Source organism: Paenibacillus ottowii (assembly GCF_006874425.1).
In the GTDB taxonomy this organism is placed as follows: Bacteria; Bacillota; Bacilli; order Paenibacillales; family Paenibacillaceae; genus Paenibacillus; species Paenibacillus ottowii.
This window is the reverse complement of the sequence record NZ_VIJZ01000021.1, coordinates 15,713-41,896: the sequence shown is the minus strand read 5'-3', so window position 1 is coordinate 41,896 and position 26,184 is coordinate 15,713. Positions and strand designations below refer to the sequence as shown.

Annotated in this window: 22 protein-coding genes; 5 read left to right on the top strand and 17 right to left on the bottom strand. The window is 42.8% G+C overall.

Annotated elements, in window-relative coordinates:
* A partial coding sequence (locus FKV70_RS25645) for an IS110 family RNA-guided transposase (protein ID WP_244310852.1) occupies positions 1-1,173 on the top strand: 1,173 nt, incomplete at its 5' end.
* A gap of 769 nt (positions 1,174-1,942) precedes the next feature.
* Here the strand turns inward: FKV70_RS25645 and FKV70_RS25640 are convergent.
* The 4 genes from FKV70_RS25640 to FKV70_RS25625 all read right to left on the bottom strand — a co-directional run bounded on the left by FKV70_RS25640 (position 1,943) and on the right by FKV70_RS25625 (position 4,508).
* Entirely contained in the window at positions 1,943-2,824 is an 882-nt protein-coding gene (locus FKV70_RS25640) for an ergot alkaloid biosynthesis protein (protein WP_142614958.1), read from the bottom strand.
* A gap of 36 nt (positions 2,825-2,860) precedes the next feature.
* Complete coding sequence (locus FKV70_RS25635) at positions 2,861-3,274, bottom strand: nuclear transport factor 2 family protein (protein WP_162305694.1); 414 nt, start codon at positions 3,272-3,274, stop codon at positions 2,861-2,863.
* A gap of 118 nt (positions 3,275-3,392) precedes the next feature.
* Entirely contained in the window at positions 3,393-3,974 is a 582-nt protein-coding gene (locus tag FKV70_RS25630) for a TetR/AcrR family transcriptional regulator (protein ID WP_063211998.1), read from the bottom strand.
* 189 nt (positions 3,975-4,163) lie between these two features.
* A complete protein-coding gene (locus FKV70_RS25625; RefSeq protein ID WP_044785920.1) occupies positions 4,164-4,508 on the bottom strand; it encodes a winged helix-turn-helix transcriptional regulator in 345 nt (114 codons plus the stop codon).
* A gap of 191 nt (positions 4,509-4,699) precedes the next feature.
* Between FKV70_RS25625 and FKV70_RS25620 the strand changes: the two genes are divergently transcribed.
* Both FKV70_RS25620 and FKV70_RS25615 read left to right on the top strand, forming a co-directional pair.
* Complete coding sequence (locus tag FKV70_RS25620) at positions 4,700-5,428, top strand: SDR family oxidoreductase (protein WP_063211999.1); 729 nt, start codon at positions 4,700-4,702, stop codon at positions 5,426-5,428.
* A 460-nt stretch (positions 5,429-5,888) separates the two neighbouring features.
* Positions 5,889-6,344, top strand: coding sequence for a hypothetical protein (locus FKV70_RS25615; protein WP_063212000.1), 456 nt, complete (start codon positions 5,889-5,891; stop codon positions 6,342-6,344).
* Positions 6,345-6,478: 134 nt separating this feature from the next.
* Here the strand turns inward: FKV70_RS25615 and FKV70_RS25610 are convergent, their stop codons facing one another.
* Positions 6,479-7,867, bottom strand: a complete 1,389-nt coding sequence (locus FKV70_RS25610; RefSeq protein ID WP_142614957.1) for an MFS transporter — start codon at positions 7,865-7,867, stop codon at positions 6,479-6,481.
* A 305-nt stretch (positions 7,868-8,172) separates the two neighbouring features.
* Between FKV70_RS25610 and FKV70_RS25605 the strand changes: the two genes are divergently transcribed.
* Positions 8,173-9,186 carry a LacI family DNA-binding transcriptional regulator gene (locus FKV70_RS25605; protein WP_142614956.1) on the top strand — a complete coding sequence of 338 codons (1,014 nt, stop codon included), beginning with the start codon at positions 8,173-8,175 and terminating at the stop codon, positions 9,184-9,186.
* Between the two features lie 349 nt (positions 9,187-9,535).
* On the opposite strand, the gene FKV70_RS25600 is transcribed toward FKV70_RS25605, so the two are convergent.
* Genes FKV70_RS25600 through FKV70_RS26825 form a run of 3 tightly spaced genes read right to left on the bottom strand, consistent with a single transcriptional unit; the run spans position 9,536 to position 10,493 of the window.
* Positions 9,536-9,721 carry a hypothetical protein gene (locus tag FKV70_RS25600; protein WP_142614955.1) on the bottom strand — a complete coding sequence of 62 codons (186 nt, stop codon included), beginning with the start codon at positions 9,719-9,721 and terminating at the stop codon, positions 9,536-9,538.
* A gap of 22 nt (positions 9,722-9,743) precedes the next feature.
* Positions 9,744-10,067: an alpha-amylase family protein gene (locus tag FKV70_RS26830; protein WP_231116882.1), complete on the bottom strand. Its 324-nt coding sequence runs from the start codon at positions 10,065-10,067 to the stop codon at positions 9,744-9,746.
* 36 nt (positions 10,068-10,103) lie between these two features.
* Positions 10,104-10,493, bottom strand: a complete 390-nt coding sequence (locus FKV70_RS26825; protein WP_244310850.1) for an alpha-amylase family glycosyl hydrolase — start codon at positions 10,491-10,493, stop codon at positions 10,104-10,106.
* Between the two features lie 700 nt (positions 10,494-11,193).
* Between FKV70_RS26825 and FKV70_RS25590 the strand changes: the two genes are divergently transcribed.
* Positions 11,194-14,040: an alpha-amylase family glycosyl hydrolase gene (locus tag FKV70_RS25590; protein WP_142614954.1), complete on the top strand. Its 2,847-nt coding sequence runs from the start codon at positions 11,194-11,196 to the stop codon at positions 14,038-14,040.
* Between the two features lie 104 nt (positions 14,041-14,144).
* On the opposite strand, the gene FKV70_RS25585 is transcribed toward FKV70_RS25590, so the two are convergent.
* The 9 genes from FKV70_RS25585 to FKV70_RS25545 form a co-directional block, all read right to left on the bottom strand.
* On the bottom strand, positions 14,145-15,629 hold the full coding sequence (locus FKV70_RS25585) for a glycoside hydrolase family 32 protein (RefSeq protein ID WP_142614953.1): 1,485 nt from the start codon (positions 15,627-15,629) through the stop codon (positions 14,145-14,147).
* A gap of 11 nt (positions 15,630-15,640) precedes the next feature.
* Positions 15,641-16,876: an MFS transporter gene (locus FKV70_RS25580; protein ID WP_063212004.1), complete on the bottom strand. Its 1,236-nt coding sequence runs from the start codon at positions 16,874-16,876 to the stop codon at positions 15,641-15,643.
* Positions 16,877-17,073: 197 nt separating this feature from the next.
* Positions 17,074-18,057 (bottom strand): LacI family DNA-binding transcriptional regulator, encoded by a 984-nt coding sequence (locus FKV70_RS25575; protein WP_167669755.1) that lies wholly within the window; start codon positions 18,055-18,057, stop codon positions 17,074-17,076.
* Positions 18,058-18,289: 232 nt separating this feature from the next.
* Complete coding sequence (locus tag FKV70_RS25570) at positions 18,290-18,949, bottom strand: histidine phosphatase family protein (protein WP_244310849.1); 660 nt, start codon at positions 18,947-18,949, stop codon at positions 18,290-18,292.
* 166 nt (positions 18,950-19,115) lie between these two features.
* Positions 19,116-20,009 (bottom strand): carbohydrate ABC transporter permease, encoded by an 894-nt coding sequence (locus FKV70_RS25565; RefSeq protein WP_064797172.1) that lies wholly within the window; start codon positions 20,007-20,009, stop codon positions 19,116-19,118.
* A gap of 13 nt (positions 20,010-20,022) precedes the next feature.
* Entirely contained in the window at positions 20,023-20,937 is a 915-nt protein-coding gene (locus FKV70_RS25560; RefSeq protein WP_064797173.1) for an ABC transporter permease, read from the bottom strand.
* A 63-nt stretch (positions 20,938-21,000) separates the two neighbouring features.
* Positions 21,001-22,737: a type 2 periplasmic-binding domain-containing protein gene (locus tag FKV70_RS25555; RefSeq protein WP_142614951.1), complete on the bottom strand. Its 1,737-nt coding sequence runs from the start codon at positions 22,735-22,737 to the stop codon at positions 21,001-21,003.
* A gap of 269 nt (positions 22,738-23,006) precedes the next feature.
* Positions 23,007-24,428: a response regulator transcription factor gene (locus FKV70_RS25550; protein WP_142614950.1), complete on the bottom strand. Its 1,422-nt coding sequence runs from the start codon at positions 24,426-24,428 to the stop codon at positions 23,007-23,009.
* On the bottom strand, positions 24,425-26,137 hold the full coding sequence (locus tag FKV70_RS25545) for a sensor histidine kinase (protein ID WP_063212010.1): 1,713 nt from the start codon (positions 26,135-26,137) through the stop codon (positions 24,425-24,427). Before FKV70_RS25545 ends, FKV70_RS25550 begins: the two co-directional genes overlap by 4 nt.
* Positions 26,138-26,184: the final 47 nt, after the last annotated feature.

Here is a 26,184-nt window from a genome sequence, read left to right as displayed (position 1 = left end):
CACGTCGCTCGTGCGGTTAGCTTTCGGGGAATTGCCTTAGGATCGCCGCTAGAGTTCGGCAGCCATGACGAGGGTTTCCAGCTGTTCGGCCGCTGGATTCAAGATCTGCTCAAGTCGTACACGCTGAGCAAAGTCATCGTCGGCATGGAACCCACCGGTCACTACTGGTTCAGCCTGGCTCGCTGGCTTTCGGTCAAAGGCATTGAGGCTGTTCTCGTAAATCCCCATCTCGTCAAAAAGAACAAGGAAAACCGCGACAATACGCCATCTAAAAGCGACCGCAAAGACGCGCTCGTCATCGCGGATATGGTCAAAAACGGTTACTATTCCCCTGTGCGCTTCAACCCGGAAGCTTACGAGGAGCTGCGGATTCTCATGGCCAACCGCGACACAGTTGCCAAACGGCTAAACAGCGCCGTTAACCAGATTCATCGCTGGGTAGATATAGTCTTTCCGGAACTTCGTCACGTCTTTAAAATCCTTACCTGCACCAGCGCCATAGCCACGTTAAGGCTGTTTCCTCTCCCGAAGGACATTAGCCAGTTAACGACGGAACAAGTCATTGCCGGCTGGAAGCAATACGTGAAACGCCATGCGGGCATTCATCGAGCCGAGCAGCTCATTGCCCTGGCTAAACGCAGTGTTGGCGCCACGCAGGCGCTGCACGCCTACAAACTGCACTTGGGTCAGCTGCTCGAAGAATACGACTTGGCGCAGCGCCAGCTTGAGCAGATTGAGCACGAGCTTCACTACATCCTGGTGCGTATTCCGTACGCTCAGAAGTTGCTTGCCATTCAAGGCGTAAATGCAACGAGCTTAGCTGGTGTGCTAGGTGAAGCCGGTGATCTGAGCGGCTATGCACACGGCAATGCTTTACTCCGCCATGCCGGGCTAAATCTAGCAGAAGCCAGTTCTGGGAAATGGCGTGGAAAGATGGTGCTCAGCAAACGTGGGCGCCCTCGTCTCCGACGCTTCCTCTATCTCATGACGATGTGCATGGTCATGACCAATCCGGATGTTAGAGCGCTGCACCACCACAATGTCGACGTGAAAAAGCTAAAGAAAATGAAATCTATTATGAAATTATGCGGTAAAGTAGCCCGAATCCTTGTCAGTCTGGCGAAGAGCAGCGAGGCTTACGACTCCAACAAAGTTTTTCCGCAAGCAGCTTAACCGGCATTTTCTCACCAGCTGATGCATTCGCAGGATTCCAAAAAGCACGGAGTATCGGGAGACATTACGCAAAAGGGCTCGGACCCGTTCCGTTAGAAAAACCGACCTCCACCCCTTAGTAGATGTAACGAAGGAACGAAAGGGCTTGGACCCGTTGAGACATGGGAGTGAAAATCGCTAGGAGCGACATGGAGACGTGCAGAATATGGAGTGAATTGGGTGATTCATCCCGCACCCCTGTTCCTGCACGCCCTTTCAGTTGTTCCAAGCTATCGGCTCCTCTGTTCCCTTCTTATCTCGCGCTAAACTAAAGGTGAAATCCTGCGAATTCAAGAGTTTGAGTGAGAAAAATTAATCATTTCGAGGGAGCTTAATGAAGTATCGTCAGTTGTCATCAAGCAGCCCCCACAGAGTATCTCTGTCGAGGCTGCTTCTTCTTTTTCTTTTACCCATCGCGATCTAATAACTAACTCCATTTGCTTATCCGTCAAGGAGGAGTACACTAATCTTTTGCAGTAGGTCGTCCTGAAAATCTTCACTCTCCTCGGATAAATTTTGGACAAACTTATTGTACAGTGACACAAAGCTTACCTCTTTTTTGACACAAAGTTGTGAAATAATGAGTGAAAAAATCTGAAGAACGCCAGATTCGCCAGCAGCTAATATGCTTGAGTATCAACCGTAATATAATGAGATTCTTACGCCTCTTCAAACTTTAAGCCAACACAGATAGCGTTACCGCTGTGTAATGTACACTGTTAGAGTTTGGCTAAAATGTTATAGTACTGATCGATTCTTGCATCCAGATGTCTGCGTGTTTCTGTGCAAATTGTTGGAAAGAGACAGGTGCCTTCCCAGTCACCCTCATTACAGTATCCGTACTTAGATTTTCCGCCCCTTCCTCGCGAATTTTACGGTCGAGTCTGGTCATGATTTCTGCATAATCCTTGCTTATCCCTGCTGCTAACCAGCTGTGGGTCAATTCATCATCTGATATTGATTTGTGTATAACCTTTCTTCCCGTTACTTCACTAATAATTAGACTAACATCATCATATGAAAGAGAATCCGGCCCCGTAATCATATGCTCCGTATTATGTGCATCCTCATCAGTAAGTGCTCTTAAAGCGACTTCAGCGATGTCTTCAGCTGCTACAAAGCCAACTTTACCTTGCCCTGCTGCGCTAAAAATCAAATTTTGTTGTGAGATGGTTGCTGCATGCTGACCTTCGGTGAAATTTTGCATAAAATAAGAAGGCCTGAGCACGGTCCATTCTGGAACCAATTTCTTCAGTAATTGATGGACAGGGCCAAATACCGGACCTTCCTCTGGAATGGATGCACTGCTGAGAAGTACAAACCGCCGTACTCCCTGTTTTAACGCCATTTCAATAAATGGTTTCATTACTTTAATGGGTTCTGGGTCGCCCACGGGTGCAACCAAATAAACTCGTTCAATATTATACAGGACAGGGAGAAAAGTCGAACTATCGTACCAGTTGAAATAGACTTGATTTTGAGGGGTTGTAATGGCTTCTTTATTCCTCATGGTAATGGTGTAGGAATATCCCTGCTGATTCAGCCTTTCTGCAATTCTTATCCCTGTCTTTCCTGTTCCGCCTGTAATAAGTATCTTTTGTTGATTCATCATTTTGTTTTATCTCCTTTTAATTGTAAGTTTAAAAATCTAGCCTTGTGCGACTTCAAGTAAGACCGTTGGATTCCAATAATCCTTAAAAAGTGTTATCTTCCCATCCTTTAAGTGAAACATGGAAATATACCGCTGCCGATACGTTTTTTCTGTTCCTGTCATTACAGCATCGCATGTATACTCAGCAACCAATTTATCTTTAGATACAAACAGGTCTGGAGATGAGAAAGAGAGGATATTCATTTGCTTGAACAGCTCAATAATGTAATTACGAATTTCTTCAATACCGACCAGTCTTTGAGTATAACCCTCTGGAGCATAAGGAAACTCAACGACGGCATCTTCTCGAAATAGCGTTAACCATCTTTCAAGATCCTGTTTTACTAAACTGCTTTGAAACACCTTTAGAATTTCGGTTGCCTGGGCTTCAGGAAAATTTCCACTTGTCATATCCATCTCTCCTTTTTAATAGATCATTCAGTCCAAAATAAGCAAAAAAATATCGAAATCGGACTGTTCAGTCTGGAAATTCGAAAAATAATAATGAAGCCATGATAAAGCTCCATTATTAATCCAATACAGATAAACTTACCGCGACGTAATCATCCATAACCTTGGGGTCACTCGTCATTTTGGCCAATTGGGTCAAGGAGTATCTTGCAAAATTCAAGTAACGTGCCAAAGCTCGAAGGTCTCGGTCACTCGAGATTTCTCCATTCTCCTGACCTCGAACCAGAGTTTCAAAAAAGGCTTCTTCCAGTGTATCTAAATCTTTTAATAAAAAAGCTTTGATCTCCATGTCATGAGGCATCTGATCAATAGCTGAAAAAATAATAAAACATTCCTTTTGCCGGTTCTTATCCTTTAATACCTTTGCTGCTTCATGAAATACATAAGCTATCCCCTGCTTTGCAGATTCAGAGGTTGCTAAATACTTCATGACTGCGTTACTCTTCTCATTAACGTAATGCTTCAGAGCAAGGACAAACAAGTCTCTCTTCGTACCATACGTGTCGTATAAGCTTTGCCGGGCAATGCCGAGTCCCTTCAGTAGTTGAGGCAGTGAGGCTCCTTCATAGCCGTAATGTCCGAATACTTCCATAGCTTTATGAAGTACTTCTGTCGTATCAAATTCTTTGTTTCTTCCCAACTTCATCCTCCTTTCATCCTCATTATATTTTTTCAAGACTAAATAGTCAAGAAAACCTACATATTAATTCGTCCTCATATATCGAAATGGATATAAGTCAGCAGCTTCAAAGAGATTTTTCTTTGTTCGTCATATCTATAAGCAGAGAGTAAGCATACGGCTATCCACTAAGACTTCCCGATCGCAGACTTAGGAGAGAAACTCTTTTCCCCATACTCTTATAGAATCGATAATACTCGACAATTTATTTCCTTGTTCAGTTAGGAAGTATTCTACTTTGGGTGGCACAGTGTCATCTACCACCCTCTTCACAATTCCATCCGCCTCGAGTTCCCTGAGCTGTAAAGTCAGCATTCGTTGTGAAATCCCTGGTATTAATCGTCTAAGTTCATTAAATCTGACCGATTTTTCGGATAAAATGTCGATAATGATTCCCTTCCATTTTCCTCCTATCATATGCAAAGCCATTTCAACAGGGCAGGCTCTTATAACCTCTTCACTGCAATCGCCATATCCTTTTAATCCATATCCCATATCGCCACTCCTTTCATTAAGTTACAAAAATGTGCGTACTTACAAGTATCAATCATTTTCACTATATTAATTATATCAAAAATGAAAGGAGTTCATATTGTGATTAGATGAGAAATAGTCATGAAAAAGATAAGAATTTAATACATTTTTGTAAGTACAGGTTTTAGAAAATAGATTAGGGAGGTAATTTTATGTATAAGTCCAAGATCGTATTAATTACAGGTGGAAACAAAGGTATTGGTTTTGAGACAGCAAGACAATTGGGAAACATGGGGTATGAGATTTTAATAGGAGCAAGAAGCGAAAAAAAAGGGCATGAGGCCGTAACATTATTGGAAACGGAGAAAATTAAAGCTAAAACAGTGGTTCTTGATGTCACAAACACAAGCTCTGTTCTCTCCGCAGTGGAATGGATCAAGGAAGAATACGGATTGCTTGATATCTTGATTAATAATGCAGGCGTGTTTTTAGAAGGCGACATACCTCCGAGTGAATTGGAACTGTCCGTTCTGAAGAGTACTTATGAGACAAACGTTTTCGGCGTATTTTCTACTACTAAAGCAATGCTTCCATTGCTCCGAAACTCTTCTTCCGGAAGAATCGTTAATCTATCCAGCGGATTAGGTTCCTTAACCTTGAATTCAGACCCAACGTCGGAATTTTATAATGTGAATTCGCTCGCCTACAATAGTTCCAAAACGGCTGTAAATGCTTTAACCGTTTTCTTTGCTAAAGAATTAAGCGATTCTCCTGTTAAAATCAACTCAGTTTGCCCTGGATTTACAGCTACCGATTTAAATGGTAATAGTGGCTATCGTTCGGTCGAACAAGCAGCCTCCATTGTAGTGAAGCTTGCCACAATAAATAGTGACGGTCCAACTGGTGGCTTTTTTGACGATCATGGAGTTGTGCCTTGGTAAAACAGAAGGAATGGTTAGCGATACTGAAGACCTGTTGCTTCATCCCAAGATTGTCCAGAGTAGCGGAATAGATTCTCTGTGTACTCAACCCATGTTCATATCCATTGTCGGCATAGGGTCAAGCCTTGTCCTCTGTCCACATAAACCAACCAGTGGAAGGAGTCCATGACGAACCAGTCATGGACTTCAGGTTCTTCTTCTCCGCGTTCATCCATGCATCATATTCATCGAAAGTCCAGTATTCCACAGCAGGCACTGAAACGATGACCTCAGTTTCCACTTATCCAACATAGCTGGGTGCCGAATATATAAACTCGTAATCGGCGTTAGCCCTATCTCTTGATGCTTGCAAGCTTTCATTGCTGATTTGGCAAGGCACGAAGAACGATATGGAAAGGGATATGATATACTGAGGGAGATAATTTTAGATAGTTTATTTTATATCGGAGGAGTAGTCAAAATGCTATCGGAAAAAGTGATCAATTATTGCAAAAGCAAAAACTGGTGGTTTGAAGACATTACAGAGGAGTATGAACACGCATTAGTAAAGTTAGGCATCGATTTGGGTTCAGATTTTGCTGCGTTTTATTTGCATGCAGAGGATGGGCCGACTTTCATTAATAGACGACGTGAAATCTACCAGATTTGTTGGTTTATGATCAATTCTTCGGATTATATGTTAGGCATGGAGAGAACTCATGTCGGTTTAAACCTGCCTGAAGAATACATTCCGTTGGATAACTTTGAAGGGGAGTTCGGCTTTTTTTATAATAAGAACACAGACGAAGTCATAGGCTTAGGATTGGGCCAGCAGATGGAGGATTTTTTTGCTGGTAAATTGAATTCGCAATGGAAAAGCTTTAACTCTTTCCTAGAATGGTATTTTGAACTGACAGATTTGTCTGTGACTATATAGAAAAAGGCCGTCAGCTACCGCCGCTACCCCTGAAGATTACTTCAATGAAAAAAGCAGCCCTCTTGAACTGCCCTGCTGCCAGTATTTCAACAATAGGATGAGTTCATTCAAGGGCTACCTCATTTACCAAGTAATTATTCAGCGTTTTTTAAGTATTCAAGTTCTTTGACAATACCCGGAAATAATTTATCTAGGTTGTAAAATGCCAGAAACAAAATTTGCAGAACAGCCAAGATAATTGGAACGTAGATAAACATGAAATGAATAGACGCTAGCGCAGTGGCACTGATTGTTGCTTGTCCACCAGCATATCCTCCCAATGCCAGTCCCCAGCCGATGACTGCTGCTCCCAAACCGCCTCCCGCTTTTGTGCCGAAACTACCCGCACTATACACCAGTCCTTCGGTACGCATTCCTGTCTTCCATTCGCCATACTCAATGGTATCTGCCAACATGGCAAAGAAGGTTCCGAGAATAGCCGCATGACCAAGCGCTTTAATAACGAGCCCCAGACAGACCGCCATAAGACTTGTGGGACTGACGGCAATGACAACCGATCCCACAATCAAGAGGATACTTCCTATAATAGAAGAATTCCGTTTACCGATCCGCTTAACGACGGGGGGCAATAGCATATAACCAAACAGGGAAGGAAGCAGTAAGGATATGCCGAGCACTCCAATCAGATTGGCGTCTTTTAACACATAACGTGCGTAGTAAATATTCATACCTGTGCCCAGTGCGTTATTTATAAAATAGACCACAGCAAACCCAAGAATCAATTTCCAATATTTATTACGCATCAGCGCTCCAAAAGCGCGTCCAAACGGAATTGGCTTTTGTACAACAGATGGAGTGACCCTTTCCTTGGTACTAAAGAAGGTGACGAGAAATAAGAAAGTTCCGAGCAATCCAAATATAATAAAGGTGAAAATCCACCCTTTTTGACCGCCGCCGAACGACTTCACTAACGGGAGGGTGAAATAATTAATTAGCAAGGCACCAATATTCGCCAGACTCATACGAAAAATATTGAGCAAAGAACGCTGGTATGAATCCTGCGTTATCATGGAATTAAGCACACCATAAGGGACATTAATACTGGAATAGATAAAGTTCATCAGCAGATAGGTAACGTAAATGTATAAAATAGTGATTGTCATATTTCCACTTGGAACCGTGAACAAGAGAATTCCAGACAACGCAAATGGCCCGGACATCCATAGTAACCAAGGACGGGCCTTCCCGTGTCTGCTCTTCGTTTTATCGATCAAAGCCCCAATCGCAACATCAATAAACGCATCCAGTACGCGTGCAACTAGCATTAAAGTACCAATGACCCCGGCGCTGATCCCGATTACATCTGTGTAAAAGTAGGATAGAAATGTCATTGCGGCGGCAAACAGTAACTGGCTGGCAAAATCACCGAATCCATAGCCCATTTTTTCTTTCAGCGTAATATTTGTACCGGTTTGCACTGAAGCCTCATTTCCCATTACAACAATATCGCTCGAACTTCTCATGCTCATGCTCCTTTTCCCTTGTTATTCTTTACAACCCAAGGCCATAAGGAAAACGTTTTCTCAATAATTAAAAAAAGAAGCTGAAATACCTTTAATCCAGCTTATTATTGGTAAAAACAATTATTTTTGTCCAAAAAATACTAGAAAACGTTTTCCGAAGTTGATTATACTCCCCTAATAAACCAAGGTCAAGCGCTTTCTTTGCTCTGGAATCTTTGTTAAACTCAATAAACTGATATAATAAATTCAATTCACTTTGAGAACTTATTTCTAAATAAATACTTGCTTGAAAGTCGGTGTGTACAATGAAAATGACTATAAAAGATGTGGCTCGAATGGCCAACGTCTCCATTTCAACGGTTTCCAGAGTAATCAATAACAGCCAGACGGTGAACAGCGAAATACGCAAACGGGTTCAGGATGTCCTTGAAGCCACTCAATTCCGTCCAAATGCCATAGCACGGACACTGGTAAAGAATAATACATCTCTGATTGGAGTACTTCTGCCCGCAATTAAAAACAACGTCTTTGATGACATGGTTGAAGGCATCAATCAAGTAGCGCATCTATACGGCTTCGATGTCATAATCGCCTTGTCAGGGGGGGACGAGGACTCTGAAATACACTATTACAATATGTTCCGTGAAATGCAGGCGAGCGGAATTATTATATCGGTAAGCGAAATCCGGGATACGCTATTCGCGCTCATTGAAGCGGCGGGAATTCCCTGTATCCTTATCGGACGCGATTTTCGAGACCAATCCATTCCTTCCGTGCATGTTGACAACATAACGGCTGCTTTTGAAGCGGTAACTTATTTAATTCAGCAGGGGCATCAGGATATCGCGATGCTGCAGGGGCCAGCGGGGGATATTTCAGTGGGCAATCAGCGTTTTTTGGGCTATGAACAGGCATTAAAGGCCGCTCACCTGCCAGTAAGTCCCGAACGTGTATTGGAAAGCGGCTATTCAGTTGAAGACGGCATAACCTCTATGAGAAAGCTTTATCATTCAGGTCCATTGCCTAGTGCGGTGTTCTGCGCAACGGACCGAATTGCCATAGGTGCTATGAACTTTCTGGCCGAGAATGGGGTGAAAATACCTGAACAGGTCTCCTTCTTGGGATTTGATGACATTGATATGGCTACAATAATCCGGCCTAAATTATCAACTGTCCGATATTCAGCATCTGAACTTGGCATGGTCGCCGCCCGCAATCTCATTAAGCTTATTAGAGGAGAAGAATTAGCAGCTGTCCACTGGTCCATATCGCATCAGTTAGAAATTCGGGACAGCATTACAAAACATGGAGTATCCTAACCTTCGATGCTCCTACGCGGTTGCTGGACCTGCTGGGATGGTTTTTTAAGCAATCCAACGTCAATAATGGAAACGCTCTCTTGTAAGGTTTTTTCCAAAATGAGCTCAGTATGTTGGGAGTTTTGTCGAATATCCGGTGACCTCGATGAAGGCGGCGTTTACGGTATGGATCATGTCCAAAGAAAATTAAGTTTTAGACTGCCCCCAACATTTCATACGGCAGCAGCCATGAACGAGAAAATAAAGTCATAGACTGCTGCTGTGTTGTTCAACTAACGATTCCAGTTAGTTCAATAACTAATAGACGGGAGGGCACATTTGCTTATAGCGCGCCATTCAGTTAAGCACGTCACGGAAGTCGCGAGCGTGAAAGGTCGCCAAGACGGCTGACGGATACTGTGCCGTCTCTTACGCTGTCGCAAGTTTGACGATTCCCGCAGCGACGTCCGGATTGTTCGTAATAAGCTTGCCAAATGGTATAATATTGAGCGGACGGTACGATCGGTCCGTTAATTATGGTTATCGGAAGATTCATTGGCGCGCAACGTCAATGGGTTCTATCCGATTTCTCTCAGGCTAGTCCAGAAGCCTGGAGCGATTTTAATTCGATCTGTTAAACGAGCGTTCATGGCTGCCGACATCCTGAGACAATATCCAATTGCAAATCTGACACTCCCCCCATAGCTGGAGGCGCTCAAACTGAGGTAATTGGCATAGCCAGCAAAGTTGTCAGCTCCGCCTTGAAGCACTTCCCCGTAATTAAACAGTTTGTCTTTATTGTTCAACGAGCCCAGTACCCGGGGCCAGAAGTTGTAGCCCCCGGGATCGTTAGGCAGCTCAATATGCTTAGCGGCGTCAAATCTGAAGCCGTCGGCGCCCAAGGAAATGGCGTCATTCAGGAAGCCGATAATGATATCTTACAATTCCTGATTAGACATGTTGAGGTCGGACAGACCAATTCCCCACTGCGTGACTTGCCAACGGTCATTCCAGTTTTCCACACCTCTGGCCTCATGCCAGAAATAGCGGTTATTCTTGATCACCAGATCAACATTATGCGCCGGCTGATACTGCTGATTTCCACCGCCCGCATTCCCCGTATGATTAGCGACAACATCAACGATAACACTTATACCGTATTTATGCGCTTCCTGGCAAAGCTGTTTGAAATCCTCCCTGCTTCCCAATTGAGAGTTGCCGATATTAAAGTTGATAGGTTGGTACAAAATCCACCACTTGCTGCCTTCTGTCACCCCTTCCTTGTTGGCTTGGATTGGTGAAGTTAGCAAAAGACCAGTTCCACGCATGAAAAATAAGACCATCCTTCGTCCTTTCCGGAAGTTCGTAGTTTGTGGCAGCTGTTAGCTTCGAGTCTGAATCGCCTAACTGCTGAACATCAGCATTCGCCTGTGCTTCGGGAGTAAACCCAATCGTTTGTAACAACAATACGACAAAGAGAACAATACTCCAGGTACATCTCAAAACGGGGCTTGTCTTCTCTCCTCATGCTAAACACTCCTTTTTTAATTTTATTTTACAACCAACCTCTCTTAAGAGATTAGGAGTAAACAAAAGAGAGTAAAACAATATGTATTCGCTTTCATATGGGGCAATCATTTGCATTCGATTGCACTCAATGAGATGACTTCATTTATTTAACAACTTGTCAACATTTATATTCAAGATAAATTTATAAGCTTTTCGGACATTGGCTTCATTGATGAACAGGCTATCTTAGGATTGAAATATATGTCCCTAGCGAAGCATTGACCAGTAAAAGTATGGTTGATATAATCATAAAAGGAAAAATCATTGGTATAGAGCCTGTCTGAATGCGCTGTTCTCATCGTTTATTTTGTAAGCGTGTACAATGATTGTTTTCCAAATATACAACGGAGGAGGCGATCAATGAATCCATTCTATTAAAATAAATGCCTTTCTTTTTTTGTTTTTCTATGCAACCGATTGCATTATCTATCCTACTAAAATTATCAGGAGGTTGTTAACTTGCTAAGAAAAAAAACGGGGAGTTTTATTTCTTGGTTGATTATTGTATCGCTTTGCTTCAACTTCTTCGGTTTACCCAGTGTAGCTTCGAGTAACAACAATTATACGGCCACCTACACGAATACCACAGCGACTGCTCTTCCATCGACCACCCCTTCGATCACTTCTACCGTTACCGCTACATATGCACCTACCACAACAGTTAATTCCACTCAAACTGGGTTAACGGTTCACTTTAAGAAGCCTTCAAGCTGGAATTCAGCGATTCGAATCCATTACTGGAATCTGAATCCGGCAACTGTGCCAATAAGCGGGGCGTGGCCGGGAATTTTGATGAAGTCGGATGGAAACGACTGGTACAGTTACACCATCGCCGGGGCTATGGGCTCAAGTCTCATTTTTAATGACGGCAGCGGTAAACAGACGGCCGACTTGTCTCGCAGTGTGAAAGAGGGCTGGTATTACACAGATAACACATGGTATGATGCCAACCCGGAGATGCCTAAAATTCCAGCGATTTCTGCCTCTCCTGTACCCAAAACATACGATTCGTCCCAAACGGTGACGCTGTCCAGTACCAACCGTGACGATAAGATTTACTATACGCTAGACGGTTCGACACCTACGACATCCTCGACCATGTATACCTCTCCAATTAAAGTTGCTTCTTCTTTGACCATTAAGGCTTTCGGCGTCAATTCTAGCGGTCAAACTGGAAATATATCCTCTTTCGATTATGTGATTGACCTGAATACAGATCTGCAAGCTCCCACAATCACAGCGAATTTGCCTGCTGAGCATTCCGATTCCTCCGTGACTGTATCCTTCACGATCAAAGATAACAAGGCAGCTACGACCAAAGCATACTATACGGAAGATGGTACGGAACCAACCATAAGTTCAAAAGTTTATGTCCTTGGCAATGCTCTTGCTGGATTGACCGGACCCTCCATCCTTATCTCCAAGACCACGACATTAAAATTTCTCGTTATAGACGGTGCTGGAAATCAAACCAAACAAAGCTTTGTTTATAATATTGGGGATAAGGGCGATTTTCGGGAAGACACTATTTACTTCGTAATCACTTCCCGGTTCTATGATGGTGACCCAAGCAACAATGTACATGCATGGGATGATGCCAAGGCGCGTAATCCCGATTCGGACCCGGCTTGGAGAGGAGACTTTAAGGGGCTGATTCAAAAGCTCGACTATATCAAAGCCCTCGGGTTCAGCGCCATCTGGATTACACCTGTTGTGCAGAATGCCAGCGGTTATGATTACCATGGTTACCATGCAATAAACTTTTCCAAAGTAGACCCTAGATATGAGTCGGCAGGAGCTTCTTATCAGGATTTGATCAATGCGGCCCATGCTAAAGGGCTGAAGGTTATTCAGGACATCGTCGTCAATCATACTGGTAATTTTGGTGAAGAGAATTTGTACCCCATGTTTAAGAAAGATCCGGCTAAACCGGATACTGCTAATAACTTGGTGAAAACTACAGATAAGCTGCCGTCAAACTATGATACTTTGACGCCTGATCAGCAATATCAGGCAAGGCTCGATTTAATGAAGAACGAGGGAACGAATAAAAACATTTACCATACGGAGAAAAGTCTTTCCTGGGAATCCTATACAGTTCAAACCGGACAGATAGCGGGAGATTGCGTGGATTTGAACACGGAGAACCCTGTAGTTAACAAATATTTAATTGATACCTACAATCACTATATTGACATGGGTGTGGACGCTTTCCGTGTCGATACGGTCAAGCATGTGAGCCGGTATATTTTCAATAAATACTATATTCCTGCTTGGAAGACAAGAGGCGGCTCGGATTTCTATATTTTTGGAGAAGTAGCCACCCGGTACAGAGATGTCTGGAACAGTGGCATTCCAGCAATTTCGACGCCATTCTATACTTGGAAAAGCTCGAAATCGTATCCGGGCGATGGGAAAAATGACTACGCTTCCAATAAAGCGTCAGTTGAAAAAGAGTGGGCGGACAACTCTACTACAGCAGGACAGCCAACCTCAAACAATGCTTTCTTAAACGGAAATACCTATCATAAGCCTGACTATTCGATGAAATCGGGTATGGATGTGATTGATTTCCCAATGCATTGGGCATTCAAGAGCGCTCATGAAGCATTCAATATGAGAAGTGGCGACCAATACTATAATGATGCTACGTGGAATGTAACCTATGTCGACTCACATGACTATGCGCCTGACCAGGCTCCAGAAAATCAAAGATTCGCGGGTACACAAGATACTTGGGCTGAAAATCTCGATCTGATGTTCACCTTCCGCGGAATACCCGCTATTTTCTATGGTTCCGAAATCGAATTTCAAAAAGGGGCTGTCATTGATCCGGGTCCAAACGCACCACTAAGCAAAACGGGACGGGCTTATTACGGCGATCACATAGAAGGCAATCTTACGGTACAAGATTACGGCAAATACACCCATGCTACCGGAACACTTGCGGAATCGCTCAACCATCCTCTGGCGAAACATATCAGACAGCTTAATTTAATCAGAAGAGCTGTTCCCGCCTTGCAAAAAGGCCAGTATTCCACAGAGAATGTGTCGGGCGATCTGGCGTTTAAGAGAAGATATACCGACAGCGACAAAGGCATTGACAGCTTTGCATTGGTCACGATTTCGGGCAACGCCACGTTTACCGGCATTCCCAACGGAACCTATGTGGATGCAGTGACTGGTGATTCCAAAACTGTTACCGATGGCAAGTTTACCCTGACATGCTCCGGTAAAGGAAATGCAAGGGTGTATGTATTGAATGGCAGAGGCGGAATTGGAGAAACGGGAACCTATCTGAAGTAAACTGTAGAATTAGCTAACTGAAGCAACTTTAGTTCGGTACTGCATCGTGAAAAGGTTGCTTTCTAAGTCATTCAACGACTCAGAAAGCAACCTTTTTCATCGAGTTATTCAGTTTGCCAGATATCTTTCAATTTCCAGTATGTCAATTCATTTATTATAGCCTCTCCGCCCTCCGATACGAGTTCTATGCCTAGCAGTTTTTCACTTAGATAGATACGACTGGTCATCGTAGCTTCCCCTTCATTCGCAAATATTTCAATAGATGAGCGATCCAGATATACATGCAACGTCAACTGTCCCTCTGCATTTAAGGTTGTTTGACGTACTCCATCCGTTTTCTTGCCTGATATAGAGCAATCAAGCATAAGTTTCTGACCCAGGATAGAATAAGTAATAACTGTCTCCTCTTCACCTGTTCCGCAAAGCTTCAAGCTTACCAGGTCTGCACTTGACTTTGTCAGGTCGAACACGACCTTCACTTCAAGCAGATCCGCTTCAACTTCCGCCAAGTAACTACCACAAATAGTGCTAGATTGGCACAAAACATGTTCGCTTTGACGAAGCAACTTCATTTCCTCTACTGGATTCATCAGCAATTTATTATTGGCGCCCAACGTAATTACACGTGGGATCGTCAGCGCTCCGGACCAGCCGTCTGCTTTTGTCGGCATATCCGATTCCCACATATCCATCCAACCAATCGCAATGCGGCGACCTTGATCATCTAGAAAAGTTTGAACCGCATAGAAGTCATGACCGTTATCCAACTCGATGAACTCTCCATGCTGATATTCATTACTATCATAATTATATTCGCCAACATAGTATCCCGTCTGGAACAAGTTATTGTACTTATCTCCTTGTGCATCGATACCTTGTGGGGAGAACATGAATATATGCTTACCGTTCAGTTCAAAGAAATCAGGGCACTCCCACATGAAGCCCATATTCTTATCTCCCTGCAAAAGCACACCATGATAGGTCCAAGTTCTAAGATCAGGAGATGTATATAAAATAACACGCGGCAGATCTTCTTTCGTGCTGTTACCTAGGATCATGTACCATGTATCCTCATGCTTCCATACCTTCGGATCACGGAAATGCTGGGAGCTATCTGTCGGAGGTTCAGCGATTACGGGATTCTGCGCTAATTTTGTAAAATGAATGCCATCTGTGCTTACTGCCACATTTTGATTTTGGAAAAAGATATTATTGGGTTGATCAATATAATGATGGCCAGTATAGATCAGTGTCAGTTCCCCGTTATTATCTACTGCGCTTCCTGAAAAGCAGCCATCAAGATCACACGCATCTCCTGGTGCTAATGCAATCGGACAATGCTCCCAATGGACAAGGTCTTTACTCTTCACGTGACCCCAATGCATTGGACCCCAATTCTCATCATAAGGATGATGCTGATAGAAGGCGTGATATTCACCTTTAAATTGAATTAATCCATTGGGGTCGTTAATCCAGTTTGCTGGTGCCATAATGTGATAACCTAATCGGTACCGCTTGTTCATTTTCGCTTCTGCCTGTTTTAATGCTTCCTCAGCTTGCTTCGTATTGTTAATATATGTGCTGTTCATTTGTCTTCCTCCTATGCTGTTTTAATATGCTTGTTAGGCTTGGGATCTAGCTTTTTCGGTTCTTTCTTTAAGGTAAAGATTGAGATGGTTGCAAAGACAAATACGAAAACACCCATAATTACGTACGTATTTGCAAAGCCTCTAATGTCATAAGACATACCGGCGATTGGCGAGAAGATCGAAGCTCCTACCTGACTCGTAAACTGGTATCCCACCAGATACAAAATCGAGGACAGCCGCGTATCGAAATTAGCAGCCAAGTACTTAAATACGGAGATCAGCATGATTGGCAGTTCCAATGCATGAATCAATTTCATAGCTGAGATACCGTAAGGTCCTATAACTAAGCCTGAACCCATGATCCGGAACGCCATCAAGAAGCCTGCCAATATCAGACCCTTTTTCGCTCCAATTTTGTTGACAATGAAAGGCGCTAAGAACATCATGCCTGCTTCCAGGAATACTTGTAGAGAATTTAAATAACCGTAAACTTGATTGCCTAAAGCAACCGTGGAGAACGTCGATGAAAAGTAATTTGGAAACTGCTGATCATACACATTGTAAATACAGGTAACACCAAGAACATATAAAATGAAGAACCACAAATGCTTATTTGCAAACAAATAGCCGATTTGCTTAAAGTTAACAGATTCTGCTCGCTCCAGCTCAGATTCTGTCATTTCAACTTTAATTGTCATCATAATGATAAACAGAATGACAGCAGATACTGATGCAATCCAGAAGTTAATGTTAGGGTTGATATTGAAGAGCTGACCAGCGAAAAATGTTGCTGCTGCCCAACCTAGCGAGCCCCACATGCGAGATTTCCCGTATTCAAAGTCATATTTTCGGCTGATTTTCTCTACATAAGATTCGATAGCTCCGATCCCCGCTAAAAAAGCAATACCCAAGTATAACCCGCCTACAATGGCGCCGAGAAACACATTGTATTGAAGTAACGGCCCATAGATAAAGATATAAAAAGGACCAACAAATAAAAGTAAAGAGCTGATTAGAAATAAAATATGCTTCTTTAAGCCGATTTTATCAGATATATAGCCGTAAAGCGGTTGCATACATAGAGCAAAGATAGCGTTTACAGTAAAGATAACACCTGTTTCAGCACCATTCAGACTGATTTCTTGACCTAGCCAGATGGAAAACAATGAATAACTTGCTGACCAAGTAAAGAAAAAAAAGAAGAAATAGGCACTTAGTTTCCAGTACATGCTCTTTGACTTTCTCATATCGAACGCTCCTCTTAGTTGAACATTTAATGTAAATGAAAGCACTTTCGTATTTACAGACTGATTATATGTCAACCGCTTTCATGTGTCAACCGCTTGACACATTTTCGAAAGAAAAGAGCTCTCCTCTTTGATTTCAATTACTCCAATAAGGATAGCTCCACCTTATACATATGCAGAAAACTAGGGAAATGGTATTAAGCTGTACTAGCTTCAATAAGTTTCACGGGTAGATAGGTTTCTCGCGGGACATCACTGAAGCCACCTTCAATTTCTTTAATAAGTAACTCTATGGAAGATCTCGCGATCTCCTGTATTGGTTGCTGGATTGTTGTTAATTCAGGAAGAAGATTACGGGTTGTTTCTGTTCCATCATATCCAATTACGCGGATATCTTCAGGAACCCGTTTTCCTCTTCTTCTTGTTTCAGCAATAAAAGACGCAGCCACCATATCGTTACTCGCGAACAATCCATCTACTTCAGGATGTTCATCAAGTAAGCGCTTTATCGGTTCATCGTGATTCTGTTGGTGAAAGGGATCATGTACTTCATAGGTAATTGCCTCTCGACCATATTGTTCCATCACATCTTCATATGCTTTTCTTCTTAAGTTTGCTGGTGTTTCCAATTCAACAGGGCCATTGATGTGCAAGATATGCTTGCATCCCTTTCCAATAAGCAGCTCTGACGCCAGTTTTCCACCCATATAATTATCCGATCCTACAACTGGGATTGAATCGGATAGGAAACGATCGATCGCAATGACGGCAATATTCTTCTGTTCATAATTTACGATACCTCGGTTGTGTGTACCAACGATAATACCATCAACTTGATTTCGCATAAGCATATCTACATAAGACTCTTCTTTATCTAGCTGATTCAAACTGTTACAAAGTAACAGCTTATAGCCTAATGACGCACAAATATTCTCTATATGAAAAGTCAGCTCTCCGAAAAATGGGTTGTTTGTAGTTGGAATGATTAATCCAATCAGATTTGTTCGTTTACTAAATAATGACCGAGCCACATCATTAGGAAAATAATTTAGCTCCTGCATCGCTTTATGAACTTGATCCTTCGTTTCTTGACTGATATAGCCACGATTATTAAGTACGCGAGAAACCGTAGTCGGTGAAACTCCAGCTAATTGTGCAACATCATTAAGTTTTGGTTTCATTGATTCAACCCGCCTTCTCTCCATGCCATGTCTCCAATTATTCTATTATTTTAACATGGTTAAACGTGAAAAAACATGTCTCCAACCTTCGGTGCTGTATTTGCAATGACATCGTCGATCCCGCATACGAATTTCGCGGCAAGGCATAAAAAAGTCGAGCATAAGGAATAAATTAACTCCCTGCTCAACTTCTGCCCTGCCAATCGTTACCCTTAATCTGCTATTTTTATCTTTAGAAGTTCTTAGTATTTAACTCCTCTAAAGATACTTGTGTGATCACTTCAAAACCTTTGCCTACTCCATAAGGCTTTATAACGATAGTTCCCATGTCTGGAATTTCGCCTAAACCAATCCCCTTTGGGAAACTATGAGCGATAATGACCTTATTACTCCCAGGGGACGGTTGGATTTCCAAGATTGATTTGAGGGAACTTAATATCCATTCCTGTTCTATCGGGTTTAAAACGCCGCTCAATCGATAAATTTGATACCAAAAAGGATCTACTTGAATATTTCCCCATCCGAAAGCTAAAGCAGCCGTTTCCTGGGTTCTGCAAAAAGGGCCAGCGATAATTGGAAGTTCAAGGGGAATGCGTAAGCTTCGTAGTAATTCGCCATAGGCTATAGCCTGTCTTCTACCTTTTTCGGAAAGATTCCTTTGGGTAGAACAATTCTGGAAGTTAAGGTATGGTTGATCTATTCCCTGTGTTGCTTCTGCATGCCTGGCATAGAGAATATATCCGCCTTGCCGAAGTGAATCTACCAACGAAAAGTTGGATAATACTGCCTCTTGAATAAGAAAAATTCGTTTTAATACATCGTGTTTACCCATCAAGTCTTCAGTAGGTGAAATCATTTCCGATTCTACTGCATTTTCACCGGATAATGGCATCAGGTCACTTCCCCACGTTTAGGCTTTTTTACAGATCTTTTGGCGTCTATACAGCCTATTCGAGGGGTGGCAAATAAATACGATAATGCTAAAAATCAAGAACTGCCTTGAGTATAGGAAGTCAACATTACTATCTTGAAAGCTCTGTGGATATAACAGCATACAATTACTCTTTTACCGATCCTACAACAATTCCAGTTACAAAATATTTTTGAAGCAGCGGATAAATCAGCAGCAGCGGGATGACGGCGACTACGATTTTGGCCGCATTTAGATTTTTGTTTGAAATTTCAGTCAAGTTGCTGAGTTGTGCTGAGTTGGTGCCGGATTGAAGAAGCTCCGCAATATTCACATTAAGGGATTGGATATAAGTCATTAACGGATAATTGCTGACTTGGGTCATATAGATCAGCCCACTGAAGAAATCATTCCATGTTCCCACGATACTGAATAGTGCTACCGTCGCCAACGCAGGAATGGACACAGGCACATACACTTTGAACAGGACTTGCAGCGGACTGGCTCCATCGATGAATGCTGCTTCTTCTAGGGCCTTAGGTACAGCAGAAAAGAAGTTCATGACAAGGATGACACTGAATATAGGGACAGCTCCTGGTAGAACAAGCGACCAAATTGTATTGAGCATATCGAGGTTTTTGATCAGTAGATAACTTGGGATCATCCCGCCGCTGAACAGCATGGCAAAGATCATGATATTCATATAGATATTTCTGCCCCTAAATTCCCTTTTCGACTTGGAGAGCGGGTAGGCCATTAGAACAATAAGAATCATGTTGAGAAGAAGTGTGAGTACAACACGTAGAACAGATATACCAAAGGAACGCCAGAACTGAGCATCATCGATAATTTTCGTATACGCTGCGGTTGTAAAATTGACCGGTATGAGACCTACAGCATTAGCTGATACGGCCTCGCTGCTGCTAAATGAAATCGCAACGATATTCCATAACGGAAGAAGGCAGATCAATGCCAGCAATATGACAATGGCATAGATGACTAACCCGCCTATTCGACCTTTTTGGCTCTTAGAATATGACACAGGGTTTGCCTCCTTAAAATATTTTACGGTCAGTGTATTTTTTGGCCAATTGGTTGGCGGACAATAGCAAAACAATACCGATCACTGACTTGAACAGGCCAACAGCCGTACCGAAACTATATTGTCGCCCAACGAGTCCAATCCGATATACATAAGTATCCAGAATATCTCCCGACTCATAGACAACTGGATTATACAGATTATAAATTTGATCGAAGCCAGCGCTCAAAATATTGGTTAGACTCATCACTCCCATGAGCAGGATAATAGGCAGCATGCCTGGCAACGTAATATGCCATACTTTTCTCCACCAGCTGGCTCCATCCATTCCTGCCGCTTCATACAGACCCGGATCAATTGAAGTAATTGCAGCCAAATAGACGATGGAACTGTAACCAAACTCCTTCCACACGTCTGTTCCAATGATCAGCGGCTGGAACCAGGTGTTGCTGCCGAGAAAATTAATATTCTCCAGACCGAAAATAACCAAAATTTGATTCACAATTCCATCCAAACTGAACATGTTAACAACCACAGACGCTAAAACTACCCAGGATAGAAAGTGTGGCAGATAAACGATTGTCTGTACGGTTTTTTTTACGAATCTAATGCGGATCTCATTTAACAAAATGGAAAAAATGATAGCCATCAGTGTTCCCAATAGAATCTTGGCAATGGCAATCACCAACGTATTACTAAAAACCTGTGCGATGTCCGGCAGCTTAAACATATAAATAAAGTGCTTCAGTCCTACAAATTTAGAGCCAAACATCCCCTTGGCTGGTATATAATCCTGAAACGCCGTGATGACACCGACCATCGGAACATAGCTGAATATAAGCAAAAACAAAATACCTGGAAGCATCATCAGATGATACATGGCACCCGTGCCCAATCGGCTTTTTGCATTATCATTCCCCTGTTTCATGGATGGACCCCTTTCCTAAAGCAGGGCTGCGAATGCGCAGCCCTGCTAACCGTTCATGATTGTTTATTTTTTGGATGCGACCTCGTCTTTAATTTCCTGAATTACCTGATTACCGCCTTGCTTCTTCCAATTGCTAACGAATGTATCGAAGTAATTCAGGGGTTCTGCACCTGTCACGATTTTGATGAAAGATTCTTGCTCCATCTTGGTCAGATTAGCCCAGGTCTGTTTCATGCTTGGTGTAGTTCCAGAGTAAGCAGGTGTCATCCATACAAATTTGTTTTCCCGTGTCAGTTTGTCAATCAGTCCCACTCCGTTGATGCGCGAGTGATATTTTGACCAAGCTGTTACGTTATCCGTATCCATATTGCTCAAGTAAGTTTGGATACTTTTAATATTGTTCTTTGATTCTGTTGTCCGGACCTGATCCAGACTAATCTCTCCTTTAATCCCGCGAACGATGTCAGAGTAGTCATCCAGTAACGAGGTCGCCGAGTTGACTTCAATATTAAACGGTCTGGTAGAACCGTCTACGCCGTTCTCTTGATACTTGGCAGCTTCTGGCATAGATGTTCCCACATTTTTATCATTTGCCAGTTTATCGTAGAAAAGGTTCACTATTTTAACGGCGAGTTCCGGGTGTTCGTATCCTTTTCTTACAACGATAAACTGATTAGCTGGATTGGCGTGTGCCACGTTTACCTTTCCATCCGCATCCTCCAAAGTGTAAGCCGTGAATTTCGCATTCTTATCCTTCTGCTTCACGTTACCCAGACCCCAGTCGGGAATATGCCATGGTCCAAAAGCAATACCGCATTGGCCGTTGGTGTACAGTGCAGTAATATCATCAAATGTGCGTGTTCCAAATTGCGGATCGATGATGCCTTTCTTGAACCAATCTGCCATGACGCCTAGCATCTGCTTGGTTTCCTCTGTTGTTGAGCCATAAACAATGCTGCCATCTTTACCCTTCATCCAGTACTGAGGGAATGAACCCTTTGTTGAGGCAACTCCAAGCATGGTATAGGCAGAACCATTATAGTCAGTTGTATTCAGGGTGTTCACAAAGGGTATACCTACCGGTTTCCCGGTTTGACCCGGATCTCTTTTCAAGAATTCCTCGGCCGTTTTCTCCACATCGTCCAGCTTGATGGCACCATCTCCGTCTGCGTCAAGCTGGATTCCCAGTAGATCCAGCCAATCCTGACGAAGCCAGACCATGGTTGGTGCCGAATCTAGGGAAGTAGCTGGAAGCGCCATTAAACGTCCATCTATCGTCGCATTGTCTAACGCCCGGCCCTCATAAGAGTCGTAAATATTCTTGATATTATCTGTGGCATACTGTTTGTAAATTTCCGTCATATCTTCAATCAGATCATTATCAACCAGCTCTTTGAGTTCATCTTTGGAATCGACACGCATCATGTCAGGCAGTTCTCCAGAGGCGATGGCGAGCGAAACCTGACGGCTGTAATCTTCTCCGTTCGCTTCAAATTGGTCTTTAATTTGAGCGTTAAACGCTTTTTTGACCAGTCGAGTATACGCATTGTTCTCATACGAATCTCCAGCCGGCAGTTTCGGGTTGGCTGTAGTCACACGACCCATCGTGACGGTTATTTCGTCTTTATAGGCACTGAATGGGTCCCCGGGTGTTACCTCATATTTGCCCGCTTCCTTCGCAGTGGGAGGGTTGGATGATGCCCCACAGGCTGCAAGGGTTGAAATCATCAGGGCAGATAACGACAGCACGGCTAGACGTCTCGTCAACAATTTGCTTTTTACGGACCAATTAGTTGTCATCTCATTCGATTCCCCTTCGTTGTGAATATTTCTCTATCATTGTTGGTTGCGCTTTCATTATAAAACTCGATGAAGACAAAACGAGATAGGGATTTAACGTCTGTTTGGATAGAAAAATGTATGCGGTTTCATGTCAGAGCATGAGGTCATCGTTAGCTTGTAATCATTTATCCTACCTATCGACATACATCTGTCTATCCAAACTTACTAATCAAAGTGAAGAACAAAAAACCGGCAGCTCCTATCAGAAATCTGTCGGCTTGACTGAATTATAAAAGAGTACGCTTTTTATCCCCTCTGCCCAGCTGGCGATATTCGCTTGGCAGCAGGCCTGTCAATTCGCGAAAAATTCGGCTGAAATATTTTTCATCCGTATAACCCACTCGCTCCGCAATCCAGAAAATCGTGTTATTTGTATTCAATAAATATTCTTTAGACTTCTCTATGCGTATAAAACGGGAGTACTCATTAAAGGTCTTCCCCATCAGATCCTTGAAGCATTGACTGAAATAGCTTCGGCTGATGTTCAGTTGCCGGGACAAACTTGAAGCAGTGAAGGCTTGGTCCAAATCATTTTGCATGATTATGATCGATTTTTTGACGGCGTCTACAATTTCCTGTGAATACGAAGTCTGTACATCTGCCTTACGAATGCCCACAGAAGTCTGCTTGATCCAAGCTTCTACCTCGTACCAGGATAGAAAAGAATGGCTCATTGAGATTCTACCCAGCTTAGTCTGGGCAAAAAGGTGATTCCATTCCATAACGATCGAGTATAGCAATCCTATCAGCTGGCTTTTATGCAGTCTTAGTGATTTGAACTGTTCAATCAGTTGGTTGTAGTAACTGTCATTATGGGGCCATGGTGATAGAAACCAACTTTGCTTAATTCGATCCATATCTTCATCCTGCGGTTCAATTGGAAGTGAGTCATCCACATTCATCGAAACGGCAATGACAGGATCATCAGGGTCGTATGCATAGAATAAGGAAGTTTCTGTATAATTAATAATCCAGTTTTGGATTTGCGACCACGTTCGCTCTTGTACATCGGATATAATCAGCAAGGCGCTTTGGTGGACTTGGTTCAGGGATTCCTTCAGTCTTTGGAACAGCTGATCCCCTACGTCCATGGGTGCCGCCCACATCCAACTGTTCCGTTCAATCTCCCATCGGAGCTCTTCTCCATTGGATGTCGGTTCAATCGGCCAGTTCTGTCCTAACTTGCGATCCAGTGAAACAAGGGCATACACATGGCGATAATGGACATTGGTCTCGCTCAGCAGCGGCTGCTTTTGTTTTCTATTCGCCAGCTCGTCAATTCGGGTATGTATTCGATGCAGCACATGTTCGAATTGCTCCTTCTCAAGCTGTACCTTGGCTATATAGTCAACGGCTCCCAGCCTGAGCGCTTCCTGGATATAATCGAAATCTTGATGCAGTGTTAATACGACAATATGAAGCTCTGGATAGAGTTGCCTTGCAGCTCGCATCAGTTCAATACCTGACATCACCGGCATCGCGAGATCCGTCAACATCAGATCGACTGGTTGAGATTTTAGAAAATCCAATGCTTTTAACCCGTTACTTGCTTCTCCTACAACTTCCATATTGAACTCATTCCACGGCATCGCAGAGCTTATACCTTTTCGTACCAATTTGTCGTCATCCACAATCAATACTTTAATCATCCCCGAACATCTTCTCCTTTGATAGGAAGTATGAGCAGAATACTTGTCCCTGTACCCAATTCACTTTCGATCACCAGTTGTGCTTGATCTCCGTACTGTGCCCTCAACATGCGGTGAACATAATTGAGTCCGATGCCCATCCCTACTTTTTTATGTTCTGCTATACGATTGTTCAAGAGTCTTTGAATCGCTTCCTCGGTCATGCCGGCTCCATTATCCTGTATCAGGATATTCAGCGTTTTGGTGAGTGTAACTTCAATTTGAATAAAACCTTCGTCACTCAGTCCATGATAGAGAGAATTTTCAACCAACGGTTGCAGAATAAAACGAGGCACAGGTATTTGAAGCACATGGTCATCCGCTGAAATACGCACGTCAAATTCAAAGTCATATCGAATTTGCTGCAGGACTAGATACTGTCTTAGCGCATCAATTTCTTCTTCCATCGTCGATACTTGCCCTAATTTACCCAAATTGTAATACAACAGCTTGTTTAAAGATTGTACCAACTTGTCAATCTCTCCTTGTCCATTCATGACGGCCAGCCAGTGTACGGTATCTAGCGTATTCATCAGAAAGTGAGGATTGATCTGATATAACAATTTTTCTACTTCCAAATCTGCACGGATCTTCTCTTTCTGCTGTACTTCCTTGAACAGGTCACCGATTTGATGCTGCATATTTGAGAATTCGCCCAATAGAAAATCGAACTCGGGAATATGAGTGCGGGTCTGGCTACCTGCCTCTTGTGGATTCTGAGACATTCCGTTAATTTCCGAATGGAACAGACCGAGTGGCTTGTATACCATCTTCCACAGAAGCCAAGCAAGAAATACAGTAAAGCCAAGAAAAAATAAAGCGACCAGTACTATTTGAAGCAACCACTGGTTTTTCTCCTGTTGATACTTAGCCTGTGATATTACTGATATGACGCTCCAATTCTGAGCGGAGTCCTCCTTAAACCAATGATAGTCACGGGATATTCCATCTTTTGCAGCACTTTTTGATAAGCTGAAGAAATTCTCCCCCACTTTCATCGTTTCCGGAATTTCACTGTAAACAATTTGACCCTCACCATTCAGGATCAAATGCGATAAAGCTCCTTGGTATTGGTTGTAACCCAGTATATCCTGCGTAAGGCGAAAGCCGGATTCTACGTATACATATACATCGTCCCTTTGAGGCAGTTGCACCTTTCGCATAGCAGATAAAACGAGCTGATCATTAAATCGGTTCATACTGATATGGGGACCATAGTACGCGATTCCATAAGATTTGAAAAGCACAGGCAAAGACTCAGGGGCAAAACGATCTTTGATGGGAAAGTTAGCGAACTGTGTAGCGCCTTCTTTCTGGAAATAATATAAGGTCAAGCCTATATTCGGATTAGTAAACGTTACAACATTTAACTCATTCTTTAATTCATCTCTAGCCTCAATCAATTCAATTATATTGGAGGAAGGTTTCAAGACTTCATCCAGTTTTTTGCCTAAAGTACCGCTATATGATAATTGCTGAGTAACATGATTCAGATTGGTAATTGAATTTTCCAGTGATGAAGTTACCTGTTGTAGATTGCTCCTAATTCCGTCATTGATTTTATTCGCAAAAATAGAGTCAATGGTATAATAAGAAATTGCAAATATACTGATAAAGGGAATAAACGCGCTAAGAAAAAACAATAAAAAGATTCTTTTTTTTAGTGTCATTCCGACCCATTCTCCTAAGGACTCTCCCATCTCGGCGTGTCCAATTC